This window comes from Natronolimnohabitans innermongolicus JCM 12255 (assembly GCF_000337215.1).
Lineage (GTDB): Archaea > Halobacteriota > Halobacteria > Halobacteriales > Natrialbaceae > Natronolimnohabitans > Natronolimnohabitans innermongolicus.
The window spans coordinates 1-21,823 of record NZ_AOHZ01000020.1; the positions used below are offsets into that span (position 1 = coordinate 1).

Here is a 21,823-nt window from a genome sequence, read left to right on the forward strand (position 1 = left end):
TAGGAGTACCGGCTGGTTGGCACAGCCCGGAGTCTACCTTCATGACCTCTCCCGAGGATTCCAACCTCGGACAGCGGTGGTAGACTCAAAACCCTAATATCCCAACCTCGGGATTCCTCCGCCTGAAGGCGGAGGTGGATGTCAATCCTCCCTGATTGAATCTCACACCAGCATGGTATCGGCGGTAAATTACGGTCGAGACGATGATGACAACCGGGTTACTGTTCTCGCGTTCGATCTGGAGTCTGAACGGTACTGCGTTCGGGCCGACGCCGTCGCCTCGGTTCTCGGCGTCGCGGACGAACGGTCCGTCGCGACGGCGGCAGATCCGTGGAACGCCGGCACGGTTTCGGTCGCCGGTGACCGCGTTCGCGTCGTCGACCTTCCGCGGGCGTTCAACGGTGCGGCGCGGACGACCTCGCGGGTCGCGGATCCGAAGCTCCTCGTCTTCACGATGACCGACGACGGCGGCACCCACTACGGCTGGCTCGTCGGCGACGTCGACGTCACGCGGACGGTCCAAACTGACGATCTGGAGGCGACGCCGACGAGCAGCCGGATTGCACACGTCAAGGGTCGACTCGAGATCGCCGGCGACCCCGTCGTCTGGCTCGACGAACGGGCGATTCACGGCTGATCAGTCGATCGAAAAACGCGTCGCTCGAGACGACTCACTGCATCCCGGGTGGCGGACCGTCGTCGGAGTCGTCGTCGATGTCGATATCGAGTCCGTGCTCTTCTCGCTGTTCCTGGAGCCGCTTTATCTTCCGGTAGTAGTAGGCGGCACCGGCGCCGCCGAGCACGATTACGCCGCCGACGAGTCCGGCGAACAGCGGCAGATCTCGCGTGTGGTAGTACCGAAGGGAGACGGTGCTGTCGACGTCGTCCCAGTAGATCCGTTCGCGGTCGTCGACGAGTTCCCGCTCGTAGCCGCCCGGGCTGACGTCGCCGAACAGCAGGTTCGTCGTGCGGTGGCCGTCGGGGACGTGGACTTCGTAGGAGCCGTCGGCGTAGGCCGGGAGGGTGAACGACTTGCGATCAGCCCCGCCGGAGAACGCGATCGTGCCGTTTCCGTCCGGCACCCTGACCTCGGTGCTCGACTGGCCCTGATCGACGTCGAGTTCCGACCCCGTCAGTTCGGTTCCGTTCGGATACCAGTAGCGGACGCTGTTGATATCGAGCGCCCGATCGCCGTAGAGGTGCGAGCGGTACAGCGACAGCTCCTCCTGATCGTCCAGATCGTAGACGGCGCGGAACTCGCCGCTGCTGATGACGCTGCCCGCCTCGAGGTCGATGGCGACGTCGGCGTCGCTGTCGCGCAGGTCGTCGTACTCTTCGTCCTGGTCGAGCGTGTCGTCGTCGATGCCGCCGAAGAAACCCGTACAGCCGGCGAGTCCGACCAGCAACCCGACCGCGAGTACGGCAAGGACGAGTCGTCGGTTCATATCAGGGTACGACACAGCGCAGCTCCGCCGGCAGGTACTCGCCGACGCTCGCGAGCAGTCCCGGCGGGTCGGTGTCTTCGGTACAGACGACGCTCTGTTCTAACAGCCCGAGCCGTTCGACGGTGACGTAGTCCTGTGCGTGACCGGCGCGGTTCAGCGTCGCCCGCACTTCCGCGCGGGTCGCGCTGTTGACGTTCAGCCGACCGTCGCCGCGCGACCAGTCGTAGAGGCGGTCGCGCTCGGCGTCGGCGAGCCGCGACGGGTTGTCGTCCCCGTCGTCGGCGTCCGCACTGCCACAGACGAACTGCAGCGGCACGTGCTGGACCAGCCCGTAGCGCTCCCGGATCTGCTCGGGCGACCCCGGCCCGAGTCCGAGTTCGTCGGTCGGAATCCGCACGGGCTGGCCGGCGTCGAGGACGAATCCGTCCTCGTCCCACGACTCGAGCGTGCCGCGGTAGGTTTCGCCGGCCTCGAGATCGGGGACGATTTCGCCGAACTCCTCGCGGAGGACGTTTCGGGCGACGGTCGCGTCCTCGCCGTCGATCGTGACCGACGGGAAGTCGTCGTGGCGAACGCCGACCTCGAACTCGACCGCCAGCTCGCCGATCTCGTTGGCGACGAGCGAACGAAGCGAGTCGAGCGCTCGCTCGCGGGCGTCGCCGTCGACGTAGAGTTTGGTTGCGAGTACGACCATCAGGCCTCTAGGTTCAGTTCGTCCTCGAGCGCGTCGAGTCGGTCGTCCATCGCGTTGACCAGTCGGTCGTTATCCATCGATTCCAGCGGCGAGCCACACTCGGGACACTCGAAGCCGAAGTCCATTGCCTCGCCGAACTCGAACCGAATCGAACAGATCTCACAGAGGTAGAACTCGTGGTTGCGCTCGTACTCCCGGCGGTCCTCTAAGGCGTCGTAGAGCCGGTACATCTCCTCTTCTAGGTTCTCCGGGATGTTGTCGTACTCGAACGTCCAGAGGTAGGTGAGCCAGCCCGAGTCCTCGTCGCGCAGCCGTCGGTAACTGGCCAGGTCGTTCTCGTACAGGATAAACAGCGCGCGTCGCACGTCGTTTAACTCGAGATCCAGCTCCTCGGCGAGCTCCTCGTCGGTCACTTCCCCGTCCGGCGGCGCCGCCGCGACGGGCATCCCCTTGGGACCGACCAGCTCGTGTAAGTACTTCTGGATGACTGGATCCTCGAGCAGGTCCTCAAAAGCCATTACCCACGTCTAATAGCATGGTACCATTAAGTCTTATCAACCTGCTTCGGTCACCGAACGCGACGGCGGAGCCGCTCTCGACGCGGCGCCGTCTTGCGATAGGCAGTAACATTCACGTTCCTGGCCGGCCGTTCTCGGGACGATGAACACCGACACCGGAGGCCGCACTCGGGGTGCTCGTCCCTTCTCGACCCTCCATCGCCTCGAGTTCGACGTGCCGTGGCCGCCGAAACACGTCGCCGCGTATCTGCTGGACGGCCCCGAACCGATTCTCGTCGACGCCGGTCGACCGACCGACGACGCCAGGGCGACGCTCGAGGACGAACTCGAGCGATTCGATATCTCCGTCTCGGATATCGAACACGTTCTCGTCACCCACCCTCACAGCGACCACCTCGGGCAGGCGGCTACCCTCCGCGAAGCCGGCGCGACGATCCACGCGTCCGGACCGGCCCTCGAGCGACTCCGAACGCCGGTCGAGGCGTTTCGCGAGAACGTCGAGGAAACCGCACGGGTGATGGGGTACCGCGGCGAGCAGTACGCGGACGTCGTCGACGCCGAAGTCGACTCGTTCCGACGCGATCGGCGACTCCTCGACCCGGACGCGACCGAACCGATCACACCCGGATCTTCGGTTTCCGTCGGGGGCCGCGAGTTCGCCGCCATCGAGACGCCGGGCCACCAGATCCACCACCTGAGCTTCGAAACCGAACTCGCGGGGACGACGGCGCTGTTCGCCGGCGACGCGCTCATCGAACCCTTCCGCGCCGGCGCCTTCCACGTCGGTATCGCCCGCGGCGCCGACGAGGGGATCGACCGCTACTACGACGCCATGGACCGCCTCGGAGAGACGGCGGCGACGCACGTCTTTCCCGGGCACGGACCGACGTTCGAAGACCCCCAGCGCGTCGTCCGACGGACCCGGGATCGGTTGGGCACCCTGCTCGAGGAAACCGTCGACGCGCTGGCCGCGCTCGAGCCCGCGACGACGCTCGAGATCGCCGAGGAGCGGGCCGGAACCGTTCGCTACACCGCGCCCGTGATGGACACCTTCGGCGCGCTCGGAACGCTCGAGAGGCGGGGGCGCGTCCGCTCCGACGTCGACGAGGGCGTGCGCTACTATCGGACGGCGACGGCGACTCACGACGCTTCCGACTGATACTGCCGGACAGCACGAGCTGCCGATCGGTCGCGCGACTACGGTCGTCGCCTCGGAGCCGACCGCGAATTCGCGACCGACGGTGCACTGACTGCTGGCCGACAGTACGACGACTGGCGGTCTGGCCGTCGACTCGCGTCAGTCCGACGCGTTCTTCTCGCGCAGCGCCGTCACCCCGACCGCGAGGAAGAGCAACACCATTGCGAGGCCGAGTCCGTAGAACAGTCCCATCGCCACCGCCTGGAACACCGTGTGGCCAGTTACCACTAGGACGACGATGTTGACGACGACCAGTAACGCGCCGAACATGTACCACTCGATCGCCGTCCCCGGCAGGGTCGCACCTGAAGCCATACGGGTGCTCCGTCGGGAGTCGCCGAAAAGCTAGCCCTTTGGATTCGTCGCTCCCGTCAGTACCGGGTTCCGGGCTCGGCTTTCGGAGTTACGATTCGGCGTCGTCGAAATCCTCGAGTTTGTACTTCTGGATCTTCCCGCTGGTCGTCCGCGGGAGCTCGTCGATGAACTCGACCTCGCGGGGGTGTTTGTACTCGGCGACGCGCTCGAGGCAGTAGGCTTTGAGTTCCTCGCTCGTGACGTCCGACCCGACGTCCACGCCGCTCGAGGCGACGACGAACGCCTTCGGCACCTCGTTTCGTCGCTCGTCGGGAACCCCGACGACGGCGGCGTCGGCGACGGCTTCGTGTTCGAGCAGGAGATTCTCGAGTTCGCTGGGGTAGACGTTGTAGCCCGCGGTGTTGATCATGTGCTTTTTGCGGTCGACGATCTCGTAGTAGTTGTTCTCGTCCCGCCGAGCCACGTCGCCGGTTCGGAAGTAGCCGCAGTCGGTGAACGCCGCCTCGGTCGCCTCGGGCATACCGTGATAGCCCGTCATCACCTGCGGGCCGCGAACGAGGAGTTCGCCCTCCTCGCCGGGTTCGACCTCGTCGCCGCTCTCGTCGACGATCTTGCAGTCGGTCATCCGCAGCGGCTGGCCGATCGTCCCGTGTTTCAGCCCGAACGAGGACCCCGACTGCGTGTGCGTCGCCCCGTGGGTCTCGGTGAGCCCGTAGCCCTCGGAGATATCGACGCCCGCGGTCTCCTCGAACCGTTCCTGGACCGCAGTCGAGAGCTTCGCGCCGCCCTCGGAGGCGGACTCGAGGCTCGTCAGGTCGTAGTCGCCGAACGCGTCGCTTTCGACCATATCGGCGTACATCGTCGTCACGCCGACGAAGTGGGTGATCCCCTCCTCCTCGATCAGTTGCATACAGTCCTCGGCGTCCCACTCGAGGGCGCTGCGGAAGTAACAGCTGCCGCCGCCGGCGAGCGGCTGGAGGGCGGTGTGCGTAAAACCGGTGATGTGGTACAGCGGAAGCCAGATGAGGCTGCGGACGTCTTCGGGCTCGACGTCGACGTTCGAGGCCACGAGGGGCCAGTTGAGCTGTGCTCGCGTGTTTCGGTGGGTGAGCTGGACGCCCTTTGGCTTGCCCGTCGTGCCGGAGGTGTACGGCAGCAAGGCGACGTCGTCGTCGGCCCGCTCGACCAGCGTCGGCTCGCCGCGGACGTCCTCGAAGAACAGGTCGTCCGGGTCGCGATCCATGTACTTGCTCTCGGTGACGATCACCTCGACCTCCCGGCCGGTCTCCTCGAGGGCCTGATCGACGACGGGCCGCAGCGACGGGTGGGTGACGATGGCCGTCGCTTCGGTGTCCTCGAGCTGGTAGGCCACCTCGCGGCGCTTGTACTGCGGGTTGACCGGCGACATGACGACGCCGGCTCGAAACGCGCCGAGCGAAGCGACCAGAAACGCCGGCGAGTTCGGCATGAACAACAGCATGCGGTCGTCCGGCTCGAGGCCCAGGTCGTGGAGCCCGCCGGCGAACTCGGCGGTCCAGGCCCGCAGTTCGGCGTGGGTCGTGCGCTCGCCGTGGTGTTCCATCGCCTGTGCGTCCCCGTGAAGTTCGGCCGTACGATCGAACAGCTTCGCGACGTTGCCCTCCCGGGCGCTCTGATCGACGTCTTCCAGATCCATGGCGGACGATACCGTGGATCACGTATAAAATTTCGCGTTGGCGACAGCTCTATTGGAACCGGCCGACGACGCGGGCTTCGAGCGCGTCTCGAGGATCGGACCGTTCGGTCCGCCGATACTACTATGACGAGCGGTGTCGATCACGCTAGACGAATGCCGCAGGGATTCGCCGCTCGATTCCGCGACGAGGTCGACGTCCGCGACCTCGGCGGCGCGGCGCTCGTCGTCCCCGTCCTCTACGCGATCGGTCTCGAGGGGTCCGCGCTCGGCGTCCTCGTCGGACTTTTCGTCCTCTCGCCGCTGCTCCGGGCCGCCACCGAGGCCGCCGGACTCGAGATTGCCCCCCGCGTCACGAAGTTCGTCTTCGGCGCGCTGTTCGTCGCCGCCGGCGCCGTACAACTGGGCGACGGAAGCGGCTGGCTCAGCGCGGCGCTCGTGGTGGCGGGCTGTTGGTTCTGGCTCGACGCCATCTACGACTGGCGAGTCGGTGCTGCCGGCGCCGCGAGCGAGACCGACGCCGGACGCGAAGCGGCGGACGACGTCTCGACGAACGAGGTGTACCTCTACGGCGGCTACAACCAGTGGGTACTGGAGGAACTCCGCGCTGCCGACCGGCCGCTGACCGGCGAGGAACTCCGGTCGCGGACCGGCATCGGCGAGGATGATTTCGAGCGCCTACTCGAGTTGCACGGCGACTCCGGCCCGATCGAACGAGTCGGAACCGGTTACGCGCTCGACGAGAGCGAACTCGGAACCGGAGCGGCGGTCCGCTCTATCGTACGGACGGTCGGCCGCCGACTGTTCCGTCCGTTCCGGCTGTTCCGCCCGGCGGTCGATCGGTCCGCGGACGGACGATAGCGCCGAGAACCCTCAGAGCGGACCGCGCTCGTATCAGTCCGATCACTATTGTTTTGTACTATCGGATCGACGAGAATACGATGGACCAGTCGTTCCTCCGGACGCTCCGCTCGGAGCTCGAGCCCGAGAATCCGCTCGCGCTCGCGGTCTCCCTCGTCGGACTCGCGCTCCTGTTCGACGCGTCGTGGACGGTCCTCGCGACGATCCCGGCGGCGCTGCTCGCGCTCGCGTTCCTCCGTGCCGGCCTGTCGACGGCCGATGCGCCGGCGTACGCCTCGGGACTCGTCATCGGAACCGTCGTCGCGGTCGGCGCCGGCGCGCTCGCCGTCCTCGAGTCCTCGTGGGCGCTCGCCATCGTCGCGGCCGTCGGACTCTGGCTCGTCCTCGATTCGCTCTACGACCGCCGTCACGGCATCGAACGCTCGGCGTCGACGTCGGCCGAGGATCCGCTGGCCGACAGCTCGTTCCGCGAGGGGATGGCGTTCATGTCCGACGCGCAAGTGATCGTCGAGACGCTCCGCGGGTCGCCCACCGCGCTGACGCCGGCGCAGATCGCCGACCGCGCGGCGCTCTCGAGTGACGCGGTCGAGCGGGTCCTCGCGGATCTCGATAGCGGGAGTCCGATCGAACGGGTGAGCGACGACCGCTACACCGTCGACGAGTCGAAGATGGGTGCGTCGGGGCTGGCTCGAGACGCCGTTCGACGACTCTGTCGGCCGTTTTCGGTGCTCGTTCCCGCCCGTTGAACCGACGGGACGACGGGGACGCGGGCAGTACGCCGATTCGACGGCCGGTCACCGGTGTTCGGTTCGGCGTTCATCCCGCGTCGTTTTTCGAGCGTACAGTCGGATACAGCCCGATTCGCCGGTGAGGAGGTGCTGGAGCGTCGAGCCGTCTGGGCCGGACTCGAGCGACCAGCGGATCGGTTTCGCCCCGGACTGACGGAGCAACGCGAGCAGTTCGTCGCGCGTATAAAACGACACCAACAGCCCGGGAAGCGCCTGTCGCTCGATCCGCGAGACGAGTCGGGAACCGTGTTTGAGCCCAAAGAAAATCAGGTGCGACGTGAGCGAGTCGGGGCCGAGCGGCGACTCGTAGTAGATCTCTTTGACGATCAGATAGCCGTCCGGCCGAAGGAGGTTCGTCGCCTCGACCAGCGCCGCCTGTGCTCGTCGCTTCGATTCCGACCGAGTGGGGCCGACGAGGTGGTGTAGGACGTCGCTCAGGACGACGAAGTCGAACGATTCGCGCTCGAACGGAAGCGGAAGGTCCGTCGCCGAAGCGTGGAGATACTGGGCTCGAACGTCGTCGTGCGGGTCGGGAAGCATCTCGGTCGAGACGTCGATGCCGACGGCGTCGGTGACGTCGGTGTACTCGAGGACGTACTCGAGTAACTGTCCGTTGCCACAGCCGATTTCGAGGAGTCGGTCGCCCTCGGTGCAGCGATCGTCGATACACTCGTCGACGAGAGGGACGGTCTCCATCTCGTCGATGTCGACCTCGACGGAGTACGCGTTGGCTTGCGCGTCGAAGTAGTGGCTGACCGTTGTTTCGTTCATCCTCTTGCTATTGTACTGACATCCACTACTAGCGTATATGTACCTTTGGCAGGATATTGCGGAGAGATAACCCCGGTAGCACAATGCTACGGACCGGCAGATTCGGGGAGGGGGACGTCTCGGTTACGTCTGAGCGGGCGAACCGCTCACTCTTCGTCGGCCGGTTCGACGCGCTTGCCCGTCTCCATCGGAATTACGCGCTGGTCGGCGTCGTCCCACTCGCGCTCGAGTTCGCGCCCCTCGAACAGTCGATCGAGAAAGACGGCCAGACCGGCGACCTCGGAGTGGGGCTGGTTGGTGACGCCGACGTTCCAGTCTGCTTCTTCGTAGACGTCGAAGGAAACCTTCTCGGCGCCGACGACGATCAGAATCGGTTCGTCGTCGTCGCCGTGTGCGCGCTTGACCTCGGCCTCGACGTCTTGAACGCGTTCGCCGTACATAGTCAGGTGGACGACCCGGCCCTCCCAGTCGCGGATAATGCCTTTCGGCGAGTCCGTGAGTTCCGCGGTGAAGGGGCCGCCGAAGCGGTCGGTGATATCACGGACGGTCTCGAGTGACTGTCCGGCGTTGTCGGGAATCCAGACGCGGTCGGCGCCGAGCGCCCGCGCGGTCAGGCCGACGTGGGTCGTCATCCGCTCGTCGCGGCCCGGTCGGTGGCCAAGGCGGAGAACGGCGACCTCGGGTTCGTCGTGCATGCCCGAACTCGCCCTCGAGGCGGTTAGGGGGTTTCGTTTTCGGGTCGAATTCGTGTCACCTCGGGTTCGTCGGCGCGCCGAGAGCGGCGTTCTCGTCGTCGTCGGATCCTCGCGAAATCTTATCCGTCCGACCGGTGTCGGTACCGTCGTATGGAAACAGTCGGCGAATCCGACCTCGAGTGGACCGAGTACGACCCCGAACCCGACGACGTCGCGTTTCGGCGCAAACAGCTCTCGACCGCCGTCGACGCCGACGACCTCGGCTGTAGTCTCTACGAACTTCCGCCGGGGAAGCGCTCGTGGCCGTACCACTATCACACGGCGAACGAGGAGGCGCTGTACGTGCTGGCGGGCGAGGGACTACTCGTCGCCGCCGACGGCGAGAAGTCCCTCGTTTCGGGGACGTACGCCGCGTTTCCGGCCGACGAGCGCGGCGGACACCGAATCGTCAACGACGGCGACGAGCCGCTCAGATACCTGCTGTTCTCGACGATGAACGAGCCCGATATCACGATCTATCCCGAGATGGAGACATTCGGCGTCTACGTCGGCTCGCCGCCGGGTGGACGCGAAGAGCGGTCGTTCGAGGGCTACTACGACGGCGACGCCGAAACCGAGTACTGGGACGAGTGACGGCAGCGACTGCGATCGAGCCTCGAGCCTCGAGCCTCGAACCTCGAGTGTCGATAAGCTTTTTCGACACCCTGCGAAAGACTCACGTATGACGACCGATCGGAGCGACTCGAGCCGGGTGAGGTGTCGATGACGAGTCCCCACGAGTGGCTGCAACAGGCCCGCGAGGAACGGTGGGGACTGCTCGTCGACCTCGTCTTCGCGATCGCCTGGGTGACGTTCGTCGATCTGCTCTTTCGGGTGCTCGAGGGGCCCGACTGGGCCTACTACATGTTCATGTTGCTGGGGATCGTCGCCTATTTCGTCTTCTTCGCGAGCCTCGAGCTGGTCGACCAGGACCGGTAGTCACGTATCGGTCAGTCGCCCCGTCGGAGAACTGTCGCTCTCGACTCGAGCCCGGCGCGCAAAACGTGAAACCGCAACACAGGAGGTGAGTGGAGTGGTTCGAACCGCCGAACGCGGCTACTCCTCGCGAACGTCGACCACGAGGACGGGAATGTCCGTCGTCCGGAGCGTTCGCTCGGCGACGCTCCCGAGCAGGACGCGTCGGACGCCGCCGCGGCCGGCCGACCCCATCACGATGAGGTCGACGTCGTGGTCCTCGGCGTAGCCGGCGATTCGGTCGTGGGGTTGTCCGGCGACGACCGCCTCGGTGACCTCGAGGCCGCGTTCGCGGCCGCGATCAGCGACGGAGCCGGTCGCCCGATTGGCCTGCTCCTGAATTTCGGGCATCTCGTCGTACTGCCCCTGTCTGATGCGATCGACCTGTTCGGTGCCGAGGCTGATGTCCATCGCACTGGTGTCGATGACGTACAGTGCGTGGACGTCGGCGTCGTACTTTTCTGCGACGTCGATCGCGTGGGCGACCGCGTTCTCTGCAACCTCGCTGCCGTCCGTGGGTACGAGTATCGTGTCGTACATGGTTAGTCGTCCTCCGTGGGTTCGTCAGTCGCGGTGGAATCGTCGTCCGCCGCCGCGTCGACACTGTCGACGTCGACGCCGCCGTCAGTTGCCACGTCGTCCTGTCCGCCGTCGGTGGCGACGTCCTCTGCGGATTGCATCTGGCTCATCGGTTCGGGGCTGTGACACTGCCGAACGAGGCGCTTGACGTCTTCGGGCGGTTCGTCGGTAATGACCGAGACGACGATGATCGTCGCGAAGACGACCGGAACGCCGATCAGCGCCGAGGAGGTCCCCGGCAGCCAGGTCGCCACTCCGGGAATAACGGCCTCTTCGACGCCCGTGTACATCGGGATCGCCGTGTCGTTGAGGATCGCGCCGAACGAGAGGAAGATGCCCATCAGCATGCCGGCGATCGCTCCCTCTCGAGTCGTGTTCTCCCACCAGAGTCCCAGGAAGAACACCGGGAAGAAGACGGAGCCGGCGATGGCGAACGACATCGCGACGAGTTCGCCGATCAGCGCCGGCGGGTTGAGGCCGATCAGCGCGACGAGGATACCGATGCCGACGATCGTCGCTCGACCGACGAGCAGCTGTTCGCGCTGCGTGGCGTCTTCCTTGTAGAGGTTCGTGTAGATGTCGTGGGCCGCCGCCGAGGAGGCGGTGATGAACAGGCCCGCGGTGGTCGCCAGTGCCGCCGCGACCGCACCTGCAGCGACCAGTCCGACGAGCCACGTTGGCAGTTCGGCCAACTGGGTCGTCAACACGACGAGCGCGTCGGCTTCCTGTCCGGCCATCCCGGTAAAGCCGTCACCGCCGGAAACCTCGCTGTCGTAGAGGAGCCCGCCGAACGCGGCGTACGTCGCGGTGCCCCAGTACAGCAGGCAGATGAAGAACAGGCCCCAGACGGTCGACCAGCGGGCGGTCCGCTCGTTGTCGACCGTGTAGAACCGCACGAGGACGTGCGGGAGGCCGCAGGTCCCGACGATCAGGCTAAAGGCCAGGGCGATCCAGGCGTAGTAGCCCGCGTTCGCGAACGGCTCGACGAACTGGGCCTCGAGGCTCGCTGCCTCGGCGACCTGCGGACCGGCCTCCAGGTACGGCAGGGCCGTCGACCAGCCTTGCGTCCAGCCGGTGGCGTATAGGCCGAGCGTGAACGCGATGATGAGGATGATGTACTGGATGGCCATGTTCTTGGTCGTTCCCAGCATCCCGGAGAGGGCGACGTAGCCGATGGTGACGGCCATCAGCAGGATGACGCCGGCCTCGTAGGAGATGCCGAAAATGTACTGGGCCATCAGTCCCATTCCGCTCGCCTGCCCGATCGCGTAGGTGAACGCGATCGCGAGCGTGGTGAACGCGGCGATGCCCCGGGCCCAGTCGGAGTAGAATCGGTCGCCGACGAAGTCTGGGGCCGTGTACTTCCCGAACCGGCGGAACTGCGCCGCCATGAAGATCAGGAGGATGAAGTAGCCCGTCGTCCAGCCGACGACGTACGCCAGTCCGAAGTAGCCGAGCGTCGCGATCAGCGCGGCGACGCCGAGGTAGGAGGCGGCGCTCATCCAGTTGGCGCCGATCGCCATCCCGTTCTCGATCGAGCCGATCGACCGGCCCGCGACCCACAGCTCGTCGACTGCGGCGACGCGGAAGAAGTAGCCGACGCCGAGGAACAGCGCCAGCATGGTGACCACCGTCAGCGCCGGAACTAACTTGAACTCGCCGACGTCCAGTGCGGTCTCCTGTAACACGACCGGTTCGATCGCCGCGACGGCCTCTATCATTCGTGCTCACCCCCGTCTGCGGCGACGCCGCCGCCGGTTTCCGTCTCCTCCTCGACATCGTGGGAGATGTCGTACTTGCTGTCGAGTCGGTCGCGTTGCATCGCGTAGGCGACCGACAGCAACAGCGCCGCAAGCGGCGTGAAGATCGCCGCCAGGAAGAAGTGCAGCGGGAACCCGCCGAGCACCGTGATTCCGGTCATCGTATCGGGCGCGAGCAGCGTCGCCGTCGTCGGCCCGAAGACGACGACGATCCACGCGATAAACGAGACCCAGATCACCCGCAGGTGATCCCGCATGAACGGGGTCGCCGGCTTGAAGATGTTTATTTCCTTATCGAGGTACGCTTCCGTCGCCACACCGCCGTCCGTCTCGACGGTCTGCTCCGAGTCCTGAGTGTTATTGTCTGACATATGATGTTGACTGTGTTCGTGACTGTCGTGTGCTTGTCTGTGAAAGAATGCAGTCGAGCTAGTCTGCTTCGACCTGCTGGGCGATCTCGTCGACGATCTCGGGGTTTCGAAGCGTCGAGGTATCGCCGAGTTCGTTGCCGCTCGCGATGTTCTCGAGCAGGCGACGCATGATTTTGCCCGAGCGCGTCTTGGGGAGTTCCGGCGTGAAGATGACTTCCTCGGGTTTCGCGATCGGCCCGATCGCGTCGACGACGCCGTCGATGATCTCGGACTCGAGATCGCTATCGCCGTCGTAGCCGTCCTCCGTAATGACGTAGGCGTAGACGGCCTCGCCTTTCACGTCGTGGTCGCCGCCGACGACAGCGGCTTCGGCGACGCCCTCGACGCCGACGATCGCGCTCTCGACTTCCATCGTGCCGAGGCGGTGTCCGGAGACGTTGATCACGTCGTCGACGCGCCCGAGGACGGTGATGTACCCGTCCTCGTCGATCTTCGCGCCGTCCTCGGGGAANGAGACGTTGATCACGTCGTCGACGCGCCCGAGGACGGTGATGTACCCGTCCTCGTCGATCTTCGCGCCGTCCTCGGGGAAGTAGACCCACTCGTCGGCGTCGGGATCGGAGTACTCCTGCCAGTACTCGTCGATGAACCGCTCGTCGTTCTGATAGAGCGTCCGTAGCATGCCGGGCCACGGCTTCGGGACCGTCAGATAGCCCGCTTCGCCGGCTTCGACTTCCTCGCCCTGTGCGTCGACGACCTGGATATCGACGCCGGGGAGTCCGGGTCCGGCCGAACCGGGTTTCATGTCGTTGACGCCCGGCAACGTGGTGATCATGTGGCCGCCGGTCTCGGTCTGCCACCAGGTGTCGACGATCGGGCACTCCTCGTTTCCGATGTGTTTGTAGTACCACTTCCACGCGCGCGGATTGATCGGCTCGCCGACCGTGCCGAGCAGGCGCAGCGAGGACAGATCGCGTTTTTCCGGGTACTCCTCGCCCCACTTCATGAATGCACGGATCGCCGTCGGCGCCGTGTAGAAGACGTCGACCTCGTTCTTCTCGACGATCTCCCAGAATCGGTCCTTGTTCGGATAATCGGGCGTCCCCTCGTACATCACCGAGGTCGTCCCGAGCGCGAGCGGCCCGTAGACGATGTAGGAATGGCCCGTAATCCAGCCGATGTCGGCCGAACACCAGTAGGTGTCGTCGGCCTCGAGGTCGAGGACGGCGCGAGCGGTCCACGCCGTGTAGGCCAGATAGCCGCCGGTCGTGTGTTTGACGCCCTTCGGCTGGCCCGTCGTCCCCGAGGTGTACATGAGAAAGAGCATGTCCTCGGCGTCTCGGGAGACAGGGTCGACCGACGCGTCGGCGTGCTCGTCGACGAGGTCGTCGTAGTCGTGCTGGTTGTCGGCGAGGTCGTGTTCTAAGTCGTCGCCCAGTCGGTCGACGACGACGACATCGGAGACCTCGTGTTCGACGTCCGCGAGACCCTCGTTGGCCTTCGCGATGTGATCCAGCGCATCTCCGCGACGATAGTAGCCGTCGCAGGTGACCAGATACTCGCTCTCGGCGGAGTTCATCCGGGTCGCGAGCGCGTCCGCGGAGAAGCCGGCGAAGACCACGCTGTGGGGTGCGCCAATACGGGCACAGGCGAGCATCGCAACCGGCAGCTCCGGTACCATCGGCATGTACAGCGTGACGACGTCGTCCTCCTCGACGCCGAGGTCGCGAAGCGTCGCGGCGAAGGACTCGACCTCGTCGAGCAGTTCGCTGTAGGTGTAGGTGCGCGTCTCGCCCAGCTCACCCTCCCACTCGATCGCGGCCTCGTCGCCGCGACCCTCTTCGACGTGACGATCCAGACAGTTGTACGAGGCGTTGAGCTCGCCGCCGGTGAACCACTCGTAGAACGGGGCGTCGCCGTCCTCGAGGACGGTGTCGTACGCCTCGTCCCACGAGAGGAGGTCGGCGGCCCGCTCCCAGCAGTCGGGCCAGTTCTCTTCGAACTCCTCGTAGATGCCCGGATCGGTGACGTTCGCCTGTTCGACGAACGACTCGGGCGGTTCGAACGTTTCCTGTTCCTCGAGGCGAGCCTCGAGGTCGGCATCCTCCTGTGACATGATACAACACACCCATGAACAACGACCATAGTAAAGCCGCGCTCTAGTTGTGCAAAATCGACGTGTGAACACGTCGACTAGCTAGAGTATATTGACTGTATTAGGTGCATATAGTCGACTATATGGGGTCGATTTCGGGGTGCGAACGGGCGCGCGACGGACCGATCGGCCGGCGGTCGGTATCGGCGGGGCGTCGATCTCCGGCGTCGGAAGCGCGACTCTAGAGGCTTAGTATCGACGCGGTCGGCTGCGCTCGTCTCACGGCACGCCCGCCCCCTCCAGCGACCGTTACTCGGTCGACGACGCGGGCTCGTCGCCGTCGGGGTCGTCGAAGAACGTCCGAAGCAGTTCGTGTTGTCCCTTCCGGAGGTGGTTGTGCAGCGTCGGCGAGGAGATGCCCATCGCGTCGGCGATTTCCTCGGCCGTACTCTCGCGCGGCCAATCGTAGTAGCCCCCGGAGTAGGCGGCTCGCAGCGAGGCTTCCTGTCGGTCGGTCAGGCGGTCCTCGAGTCCCTCGCGGAACTCGCGGGCCGTCTGGACGGTGCGTTCGGCCTCGCGTTTGCCGACGAGTTCGGAGTCCGGAAACGCCGACCGAAGGCCGGCGACGACCGTCCGCAGGTCGGCGTCGGCCGCACACTCGGCGGTCAAGGACGTCGTTCCGCCGTCGGTAACGGCCTCGAGGACGGTGACGCCGTACTCGGTGAGCGTCAGCGCCGGCGAGGAGCCCGTCACGACGAACTCGACGCGCCAGCCGTCCTCGTCGGTTTCGACCAGCCGGCAGTCGTCGATCCCGGGATCGTCGTCGGCCAGTTCGAAGACGTCAGCCGGAGACGCGTCCTCGAGTCGGAGGTAGTACAGCTGGGTCGATTCCGAGACGGGAACGAGCGAATCGAGTTCGAACCGACAGCCCAGTTGGCGCGACGCGTCGACGAAAAAGGAATCGTCGTCGCGACAGGAGAGGTCGAGTTCGACGACGCGATCCGACAGCAGGAGGTTTCGGCGTCGGATCGCCGCGATCCCGTAGCCGACCTGCTCGCCGATGGTCTCGAGCCACCGACGTTCCTCGTCGCCGACCGCACCGGGTCGGTCGGTCGCGACCGTGAGCGTTCCGTAGACGGTGTCGCCGTAGGACAGCAACACGCGCGCAAGCGTCCCCTCGGTACTCGCTTCCTCGCCGGTATCGCCGGCGACCGGAAGTTCGACGCCGGTCGCCACGCGCACCGTTTCGTCGGTCGTCGGTGACGGATCGTCGTCTCGCCACGCGTCGGGGACGAGCCGTTCGACGTCGCCCGGTTCGATCCCGCTTGCGGCCCGCCAGTCCGTGTGACGATTCGAGTGAGTGGCTCGATCGATCCAGGCGCAGTCGTAGGCCCGTCCGCTCGTCAGGGCGGCGCAGGTCCGCGTTTCGATCTCCTCGTGGTCGGTCGACTCGAGTAACGATTGCGTGACCGCGCGGTGGGCCACTGCGACCGCATACTGGCCCTCGAGTTCGTCGCGCCGGCTACGGACCGACTCGAGTTCCTCGTGGGCCGCGGAGACGTCCCTGACGAAGACGGCGAAGCCGCGGTGACGGCCCTGATCGTCGCGCAGCGGGGAGATAACCTCCGTCACGCGAAACTCGGTGTCGTCCTTGTGGACGCGCCATCCCTCGTGTTCGTGGCCGGATTCCTCGAGGGCCGTCGAGAGCGCCCGTTCCGGCGTCCCGTCGTCGACGGCCGCGTCGGTGTAGAACGTCGAGACGTGGGTGCCGACGATCTCGCCGGCGCGGTAGCCGAACATCGACGCCGCGCTGCGGTTCCAGCGATCGACGTAGCCGTCGGCGTCGAGTCGAAGCAGGGCGTAGCGCTCGCTGGCGGCGAGCAGGAGGCGGATGACGCTGTCGTCGCCGACGACCGGACCGTCACGTCTCGTTCGATCGGGACTCGACGGCCGTTCGACGTCCTCGAAGGCGTCGACGATCGTCGCGTCCGACGGCTCGGGCAGGTACGACTCGAGCGCCTGGAAGCTTCCCCAGCCGCCGGCGGCCTTGACGATCCGCGGGTTGACGGCGTGATCGACGAGCGCCGTTCGAGCGAAATAGCCTCGCAGGTCGCTCGTCGAGACGTCGGCGAGGGCGGGCTGGTCGAACAGGTCGCTCGCCCGCTCGGCGACGTCCGAGACGAGCATCTGGAGGCGACGAGCCGTGACGGGGAGGAGCCGATCGTCGGTCGTCAGTCCGTTGCTCCTGGCGTACCGGCGCAGTTCGCGCTCGACGCGCGTCGGCAGGTAGGCCGTCCGTCCCGCGCCGTCGTCGACGGCCGGCACGCGAACCAGATACCGCGGCGGGTCGATTCGAACCTGCTCGACGTCGTCGACGGTGAGTTCGGCCAGCTCCCGCGGCCGCAATCCGACGTCGCCACAGAGCCGAACGACGAGCGCCTCCCGGTAGGTTTCGGCGGCGTCGAGGAGCAACTCGTACTCGTCGCGGGTAAGCGCCGACGAGTCGGTCGCCTCGAGACTCATGCTTCGGTCTTTCAGGAGGACCGAATATAACTATGTCGCCTCTCGCCATCGAGAATCGGTTCCTCTCCCGATAAACCCTCGGTAGCGACTCGAAATCCAGTTTCGCAACGGTTGAAACCGCGAAATGGAGCGGCGACGCTCAGTCGTCGCGGATCTCAGCCTGGATCTCGCCGACGATCTCCGGATTCCGTAGCGCGCTCGTATCGCCCAGTTCCTCGCCGTTGGCGACGTCCTCGAGCAGGCGGCGCATGATCTTGCCCGAGCGCGTCTTCGGCAGTTCCGGCGTAAAGAGGATCCGCGACGGACGGGCGAACGGTCCGATCGCCGACTCGACGCTGTCGACGACCGCCTCCCGAACCGCGTTTTCGTCGTCGTGGCCGCCCTCGGTGCTGACGTAGGCGACGACCTCGGTGTCCCCCGTCCCGTTCGAGCGGCCGACGACGGCGGTCTCGGCGACGCCCGCGACGTCGGTGATCGCGCTCTCGATTTCCGTCGTGCTCAGCCGGCGCCCGGAGACGTTCATCACGTCGTCGACCCGACCGAGGACCGTCAGGTAGCCGTCGTCGTCGATCCGCGCGGCGTCGCCGCTGAAGTAGCGCCAGTCGTCGGCCTCGGGGTCGGAAAATCGGTTCCAGTACTCCTCGAGGTAGCGATCGTCGCCGTCGTACAGCGTTCGGGCCATGCCGGGCCACGGGCGAGCGATGGTGAGATAGCCGGATTCGCCGGGTTCGACCGGTTCGCCGGCCTCGTCGACGACTCGAACGTCGATACCCGGTAGTCCGGGGCCGGCGGCGCCGGGTTTCATGTCGTCGATCGCCGGCAGCGTCGAGACCGTCACGGCGCCGGTTTCGGTCTGCCACCAGGTGTCGACGATCGGACACGCTTCGCGACCGACGTGCTCGTAGTACCAGTTCCACGGGCGCGGACTGATCGGCTCGCCGACCGACCCGAGCAGGCGCAGCGAGGAGAGGTCGTGTCGGTCCGGATACTCCGGTCCCCACTTCATGAACGCGCGAATCGCCGTCGGCGCCGTGTAGAAGATGTCGACCGCGTTCCGGTCGGCGATTTCCCAGAGGCGATCCCGGTCGGGATAGTCCGGCGTCCCCTCGTACATTACGGTCGTCGTTCCGAGCGCCAGCGGGCCGTAGACGATGTAGGAGTGGCCCGTGATCCAGCCGATGTCCGCCGCACACCAGTAGGTGTCCTCCGGCTTGACGTCCAGGACGGCGTGGCTCGTCCAGGCCGCGTGGGCGAGATAGCCCCCCGTCGTGTGGACGACGCCTTTCGGCTCCCCGGTCGTCCCGGAGGTGTACATCAGAAACAGCATGTCCTCGGCGTCCCGGGAGACCGGGTCGACGGTCGCGCCCGAAAACGTCTCGCGCAGTTCGTGATAGTCGTACTCCCCGTCGCCGAGCACGTGGGGGAGGTCGTCGCCGAGGCGGTCGACGACGACCGCCTGGACGTCCTGTTCGAGTTTCAGCAGGGCGTTGTCGGCCTTGCTCTTCTGGTTGAACGCATCGCCCCGGCGATAGTAGCCGTCGCAGGTGAGCAGGTACTCGCTGTCGGCGGCGTCCATCCGCGTCGCCAGCGCGTCGGCCGAGAGTCCGGCGAAGACGACGCTGTGTGGCGCGCCGATTCGCGCGCAGGCGAGCATCGCGATCGGCAGTTCCGGGATCATCGGCAGGTAGATCGTCACCACGTCGTCTTCCTCGACGCCCAGGTCCCGCAACGCGGCGGCGACCTCGTTGACCGCGACGTACAGGTCGCGGTAGGTGTAGGTCCGACGCTCGCCGTGTTTTCCTTCCCAGCGGATCGCCGTGTGGGTCTTGCGCCCCGACTCGAGGTGGCGATCGATGCAGTTGTAGGCGGCGTTGAGCCGTCCGCCCGTAAACCACCGGTAGAACGGCGCGTCCTCGTCCTCAAGGACGGTGTCGTACGCCTCGTCCCACGACAGGCGGTCGGCCGCACGCTCCCAGCACTCCGGCCACTGCGCTTCGAACGTCTCGTAGATCTCCGGATCAGTGACGTTTGCCTGTTCGACGAACGACGCTGGAGGGCTCCGGGGTGATCCGGTGAGGACGGGGTGGTTGCGACTCCGCCCCCGCCCGTTCCGATCGACCATTGTCTCGTTCGAACCGACGGCCGTCAGGCGAATAAGCGTTCGCCCTCCGAACGTTTTTACTCGGATCCTCACGCGGCCTGCGGCCGCGCTCGAACCCGAGCAAAAAACGACCTCAGAAATCAAAGATTTCTGATGGGCCCGCAAGAGCGGAGCTCTTGTGGACTTCGATGAAAAAGACCGAGCGCGCTGGTGCGCGCTCGGTGAACCGCTCACTCCGTTCGCGGATGCCTCGTGAAAGCCTCAGCTACTCGAGTCACCGAAACTGGAGGAACCGCCGCTCGTCGCCGCGGTCTCCCACCGCCGGATAGAGCACGACGAAGTTGCCGTCGGTGACTCGAGCCACCGTCGTCGGCAGCTGCCCCAGCGCGGGATCCCAGCCCATCGTGCCGCGGCGGGCGCTCATCGGGACGACGAGGTCGGTTTCGTCGACGGTCTCCTCGAGCGTTCGTTCGACGCCGTCCCAGCCGCCGACGCGCTCGAAGGTGGCCGGCACGTCAGGCTCGACCATGTCGAACAGCCGCTCGAACTGCTCGGGATTGCCGTCCACGACGACGCCTCGAATCGGCGCACCGACCTGTTCCGCGAGGTGTTCGACCGTGTGGACGGCCTCGTAGAAGCCGTCGTTGTGGTCGATCCCCGGCGGGAGGACGACGACGACCTCGCCCGTCGTATTCAGCGGTTGACGGACGTGCGAGACGAGCACGAGCTGTTCCGTCCGAACGAGGACCTGATCGATCACGCTGCCGAACACGCGCTGATGGCGGGGTTCGCCGTCCCAGCCGATGACGAGGGTCGTGATTCGGTTCTCGAGGACCGCACGGATGATCCCCGAGGCGACGTTGGCGTCGACGCGAGTCTGAGGGTCGACCGGAACCTCGGCGCCGGCGGTGTAGGCTTCGGTCTCCGCGAGGATCGCCTCGATTTCGGCGACGTCGGCTTCGGCGCGATCGCTCTGCTCGGCGACGCTCAGCGTATAGAGGGGCTGTTCGTCGTCGGGTTCGCGAACGAACAACGCGAGGTCGAGCAGCCGGTCGCGATACTGGGAATCGCGCGAAAACGGAACCATGACTCGCTGGGGTGCAGACCGCGGGTCGTACGTCGTGCGCTCGGCCGCGCTGGCGACCGCGCGGCCGTAGCGGTCGACGACGGTCGGGCTGATAACGCTGACGACGAGGATCATCAGGACGACCGCGTTGAGCATCGCCTCGCCGAACAGGTCGACCTGAAATCCGATGAGCACGATGGCGAGCGCGGCCGCGGCCTGTCCGACCGAGAGTCCGAACATCGTCATCGTCTCGTCGTGCGTGTAGCCGTATCGCGTCGCGGTGACCCAGGCCGCCGCGTACTTCGTCGCGATCACGAGGACGACGAACGCGGCGGCGATCGTCAGCGTCTCGGGACCGTCGGCCAACACGCGGACGTCGACGAGCATCCCGACCGACAGCAAAAAGAAGGGGATAAAGAGGGCGTTCCCGACGAACTCGATTCGGTTCATCAACGGGCCGTGCTCGGGCACGAGCCGATTGAGCACGAGCCCGGCGAGGAACGCGCCGACGATGTACTCGATCCCCGCCGCGTGAGCGAAAAAGGCGGAGAAGAAGAGCACGGCCATGACGAACAGGAATTCGACGTAACTCTCCTGGTTTACCGTCCGGAAGAACCACCGACCGAGCCGCGGGACGAGCAGCCAGACGCCCGCGAAGAAGACGGTCAGGCCGACGGTCAACTCGAGCCAGAACGCCGGGCCGAGTTCACCCTCTGTGCCGGCGATGACGACCGCGAGGACGAGCAAGGCCAGCGTGTCGGTGATGATCGTTCCCCCGATCGTCGCCGTGACGCTCTCGGTCTTGGCGATGCCGAGGCGACTGACCACCGGGTACGCAAGCAGCGTATGCGAGGCGAAGATCGCGGCGAACAGCGCCGCGGCGCCGAGCGAGAGTCCCAGCAGGAAGTAGCCCACGACGGTGCCGACCACCTGCGGGATAACGAACGAGCAGAGCCCGAAGACGACGCTTCGATCCTTGTACTCGATGAACTGCGAGAGGTTGATCTCGAGGCCGGCGACGAACATCAGGTAGACGATTCCGACCTCGCCGAGCAACACGATCGTCTCGTCGCGCGCGAGGAGGCCGATCCCGTTCGGGCCGATCGCCGCGCCGATGAGGATGATGCCGACGATTCCCGGCAGCCGGTACCGACCGAGAAGCAGCGGCGCGATCAGAAAGGCGAACATCGCGATCCCGAAGATGAGGATCGGGTCGTCGATCGGAAGCTCCGGAACGGCGACGCTCATCGTAGCGCCTGCGGACGAGACGCGACGGCGCTTACCGCGACGGTCCTGACTGGCACGTGTCTACGGAGGTCGTCAACGACCGACCACAAACGGTCTCGGGTCGGCTCGG

General features: G+C 65.9%; 20 protein-coding genes. 6 read left to right on the forward strand and 14 right to left on the reverse strand.

Going from position 1 to position 21,823, the window contains the following annotated elements; translation table 11 throughout:
- The first annotated feature begins 172 nt into the window (after positions 1 to 172).
- A complete protein-coding gene (locus C493_RS04380) occupies positions 173 to 637 on the forward strand; it encodes a chemotaxis protein CheW (RefSeq protein ID WP_007258199.1) in 465 nt (154 codons plus the stop codon).
- A 34-nt stretch (positions 638 to 671) separates the two neighbouring features.
- On the opposite strand, the gene C493_RS04385 is transcribed toward C493_RS04380, so the two are convergent.
- The 3 genes from C493_RS04385 to tfe are packed head-to-tail and all read right to left on the reverse strand — an operon-like array spanning position 672 to position 2,657.
- On the reverse strand, positions 672 to 1,445 hold the full coding sequence (locus C493_RS04385; protein ID WP_007258200.1) for a DUF5803 family protein: 774 nt from the start codon (positions 1,443 to 1,445) through the stop codon (positions 672 to 674).
- Position 1,446: 1 nt separating this feature from the next.
- Positions 1,447 to 2,139 carry a DUF2110 family protein gene (locus C493_RS04390; RefSeq protein ID WP_007258201.1) on the reverse strand — a complete coding sequence of 231 codons (693 nt, stop codon included), beginning with the start codon at positions 2,137 to 2,139 and terminating at the stop codon, positions 1,447 to 1,449.
- Positions 2,139 to 2,657, reverse strand: a complete 519-nt coding sequence (tfe, locus tag C493_RS04395) for a transcription factor E (RefSeq protein WP_007258202.1) — start codon at positions 2,655 to 2,657, stop codon at positions 2,139 to 2,141. The genes C493_RS04390 and tfe overlap by 1 nt, the downstream gene beginning before the upstream one ends.
- Before the next feature lie 142 nt (positions 2,658 to 2,799).
- Here tfe and C493_RS04400 point away from each other — a divergent pair, with 142 nt between their 5' ends.
- Positions 2,800 to 3,816, forward strand: a complete 1,017-nt coding sequence (locus C493_RS04400) for an MBL fold metallo-hydrolase (protein ID WP_007258203.1) — start codon at positions 2,800 to 2,802, stop codon at positions 3,814 to 3,816.
- A gap of 138 nt (positions 3,817 to 3,954) precedes the next feature.
- On the opposite strand, the gene C493_RS04405 is transcribed toward C493_RS04400, so the two are convergent.
- Complete coding sequence (locus C493_RS04405) at positions 3,955 to 4,170, reverse strand: hypothetical protein (protein ID WP_007258204.1); 216 nt, start codon at positions 4,168 to 4,170, stop codon at positions 3,955 to 3,957.
- Between the two features lie 88 nt (positions 4,171 to 4,258).
- Complete coding sequence (locus C493_RS04410; protein ID WP_007258205.1) at positions 4,259 to 5,845, reverse strand: class I adenylate-forming enzyme family protein; 1,587 nt, start codon at positions 5,843 to 5,845, stop codon at positions 4,259 to 4,261.
- Between the two features lie 153 nt (positions 5,846 to 5,998).
- On the opposite strand from C493_RS04410, the gene C493_RS04415 reads away from it, so the two are divergent.
- A complete protein-coding gene (locus C493_RS04415; protein WP_007258206.1) occupies positions 5,999 to 6,703 on the forward strand; it encodes a hypothetical protein in 705 nt (234 codons plus the stop codon).
- Positions 6,704 to 6,783: 80 nt separating this feature from the next.
- The gene (locus tag C493_RS04420) at positions 6,784 to 7,449 is read left to right on the forward strand and encodes a hypothetical protein (RefSeq protein ID WP_152421093.1); all 666 of its coding nucleotides are present in this window, start codon (positions 6,784 to 6,786) and stop codon (positions 7,447 to 7,449) included.
- A 48-nt stretch (positions 7,450 to 7,497) separates the two neighbouring features.
- Here the strand turns inward: C493_RS04420 and C493_RS04425 are convergent, their stop codons facing one another.
- Both C493_RS04425 and C493_RS04430 read right to left on the reverse strand, forming a co-directional pair.
- On the reverse strand, positions 7,498 to 8,262 hold the full coding sequence (locus tag C493_RS04425) for a class I SAM-dependent methyltransferase (RefSeq protein ID WP_007258208.1): 765 nt from the start codon (positions 8,260 to 8,262) through the stop codon (positions 7,498 to 7,500).
- 146 nt (positions 8,263 to 8,408) lie between these two features.
- Positions 8,409 to 8,957, reverse strand: coding sequence for a tRNA (cytidine(56)-2'-O)-methyltransferase (locus C493_RS04430; RefSeq protein ID WP_007258209.1), 549 nt, complete (start codon positions 8,955 to 8,957; stop codon positions 8,409 to 8,411).
- 150 nt (positions 8,958 to 9,107) lie between these two features.
- Between C493_RS04430 and C493_RS04435 the strand changes: the two genes are divergently transcribed.
- The gene (locus C493_RS04435; RefSeq protein ID WP_007258210.1) at positions 9,108 to 9,590 is read left to right on the forward strand and encodes a cupin domain-containing protein; all 483 of its coding nucleotides are present in this window, start codon (positions 9,108 to 9,110) and stop codon (positions 9,588 to 9,590) included.
- Between the two features lie 129 nt (positions 9,591 to 9,719).
- Positions 9,720 to 9,935: a hypothetical protein gene (locus tag C493_RS04440; RefSeq protein ID WP_049889127.1), complete on the forward strand. Its 216-nt coding sequence runs from the start codon at positions 9,720 to 9,722 to the stop codon at positions 9,933 to 9,935.
- A 117-nt stretch (positions 9,936 to 10,052) separates the two neighbouring features.
- On the opposite strand, the gene C493_RS04445 is transcribed toward C493_RS04440, so the two are convergent.
- The 7 genes from C493_RS04445 to C493_RS04475 all read right to left on the reverse strand — a co-directional run bounded on the left by C493_RS04445 (position 10,053) and on the right by C493_RS04475 (position 21,714).
- Positions 10,053 to 10,511 (reverse strand): universal stress protein, encoded by a 459-nt coding sequence (locus tag C493_RS04445; RefSeq protein WP_007258212.1) that lies wholly within the window; start codon positions 10,509 to 10,511, stop codon positions 10,053 to 10,055.
- Between the two features lie 2 nt (positions 10,512 to 10,513).
- Positions 10,514 to 12,271: a solute symporter family protein gene (locus C493_RS04450; protein WP_007258213.1), complete on the reverse strand. Its 1,758-nt coding sequence runs from the start codon at positions 12,269 to 12,271 to the stop codon at positions 10,514 to 10,516.
- Complete coding sequence (locus tag C493_RS04455; protein WP_007258214.1) at positions 12,268 to 12,681, reverse strand: DUF4212 domain-containing protein; 414 nt, start codon at positions 12,679 to 12,681, stop codon at positions 12,268 to 12,270. Before C493_RS04455 ends, C493_RS04450 begins: the two co-directional genes overlap by 4 nt.
- A gap of 58 nt (positions 12,682 to 12,739) precedes the next feature.
- Positions 12,740 to 14,797, reverse strand: coding sequence for an acetate--CoA ligase (locus tag C493_RS04460; RefSeq protein WP_007258215.1), 2,058 nt, complete (start codon positions 14,795 to 14,797; stop codon positions 12,740 to 12,742).
- A gap of 288 nt (positions 14,798 to 15,085) precedes the next feature.
- Positions 15,086 to 17,299, reverse strand: a complete 2,214-nt coding sequence (locus C493_RS04465; RefSeq protein ID WP_007258216.1) for a bacterio-opsin activator domain-containing protein — start codon at positions 17,297 to 17,299, stop codon at positions 15,086 to 15,088.
- A gap of 139 nt (positions 17,300 to 17,438) precedes the next feature.
- The gene (gene acs, locus C493_RS04470) at positions 17,439 to 19,421 is read right to left on the reverse strand and encodes an acetate--CoA ligase (protein WP_007258217.1); all 1,983 of its coding nucleotides are present in this window, start codon (positions 19,419 to 19,421) and stop codon (positions 17,439 to 17,441) included.
- 253 nt (positions 19,422 to 19,674) lie between these two features.
- Positions 19,675 to 21,714, reverse strand: coding sequence for a cation:proton antiporter (locus C493_RS04475; RefSeq protein WP_007258218.1), 2,040 nt, complete (start codon positions 21,712 to 21,714; stop codon positions 19,675 to 19,677).
- Between the last annotated feature and the right edge of the window lie 109 nt (positions 21,715 to 21,823).

Bases quoted from the DNA above. Each gene is read 5' to 3' on its own strand.
- C493_RS04380 (WP_007258199.1), top strand. From the start codon at position 173: ATGGTATCGGCGGTAAATTACGGTCGAGACGATGATGACAACCGGGTT.
- C493_RS04385 (WP_007258200.1), bottom strand. From the start codon at position 1,445: ATGAACCGACGACTCGTCCTTGCCGTACTCGCGGTCGGGTTGCTGGTC.
- C493_RS04390 (WP_007258201.1), bottom strand. From the start codon at position 2,139: ATGGTCGTACTCGCAACCAAACTCTACGTCGACGGCGACGCCCGCGAG.
- tfe (WP_007258202.1), bottom strand. From the start codon at position 2,657: ATGGCTTTTGAGGACCTGCTCGAGGATCCAGTCATCCAGAAGTACTTA.
- C493_RS04400 (WP_007258203.1), top strand. From the start codon at position 2,800: ATGAACACCGACACCGGAGGCCGCACTCGGGGTGCTCGTCCCTTCTCG.
- C493_RS04405 (WP_007258204.1), bottom strand. From the start codon at position 4,170: ATGGCTTCAGGTGCGACCCTGCCGGGGACGGCGATCGAGTGGTACATG.
- C493_RS04410 (WP_007258205.1), bottom strand. From the start codon at position 5,845: ATGGATCTGGAAGACGTCGATCAGAGCGCCCGGGAGGGCAACGTCGCG.
- C493_RS04415 (WP_007258206.1), top strand. From the start codon at position 5,999: ATGCCGCAGGGATTCGCCGCTCGATTCCGCGACGAGGTCGACGTCCGC.
- C493_RS04420 (WP_152421093.1), top strand. From the start codon at position 6,784: ATGGACCAGTCGTTCCTCCGGACGCTCCGCTCGGAGCTCGAGCCCGAG.
- C493_RS04425 (WP_007258208.1), bottom strand. From the start codon at position 8,262: ATGAACGAAACAACGGTCAGCCACTACTTCGACGCGCAAGCCAACGCG.
- C493_RS04430 (WP_007258209.1), bottom strand. From the start codon at position 8,957: ATGCACGACGAACCCGAGGTCGCCGTTCTCCGCCTTGGCCACCGACCG.
- C493_RS04435 (WP_007258210.1), top strand. From the start codon at position 9,108: ATGGAAACAGTCGGCGAATCCGACCTCGAGTGGACCGAGTACGACCCC.
- C493_RS04440 (WP_049889127.1), top strand. From the start codon at position 9,720: ATGACGAGTCCCCACGAGTGGCTGCAACAGGCCCGCGAGGAACGGTGG.
- C493_RS04445 (WP_007258212.1), bottom strand. From the start codon at position 10,511: ATGTACGACACGATACTCGTACCCACGGACGGCAGCGAGGTTGCAGAG.
- C493_RS04450 (WP_007258213.1), bottom strand. From the start codon at position 12,271: ATGATAGAGGCCGTCGCGGCGATCGAACCGGTCGTGTTACAGGAGACC.
- C493_RS04455 (WP_007258214.1), bottom strand. From the start codon at position 12,681: ATGTCAGACAATAACACTCAGGACTCGGAGCAGACCGTCGAGACGGAC.
- C493_RS04465 (WP_007258216.1), bottom strand. From the start codon at position 17,299: ATGAGTCTCGAGGCGACCGACTCGTCGGCGCTTACCCGCGACGAGTAC.
- acs (WP_007258217.1), bottom strand. From the start codon at position 19,421: ATGGTCGATCGGAACGGGCGGGGGCGGAGTCGCAACCACCCCGTCCTC.
- C493_RS04475 (WP_007258218.1), bottom strand. From the start codon at position 21,714: ATGAGCGTCGCCGTTCCGGAGCTTCCGATCGACGACCCGATCCTCATC.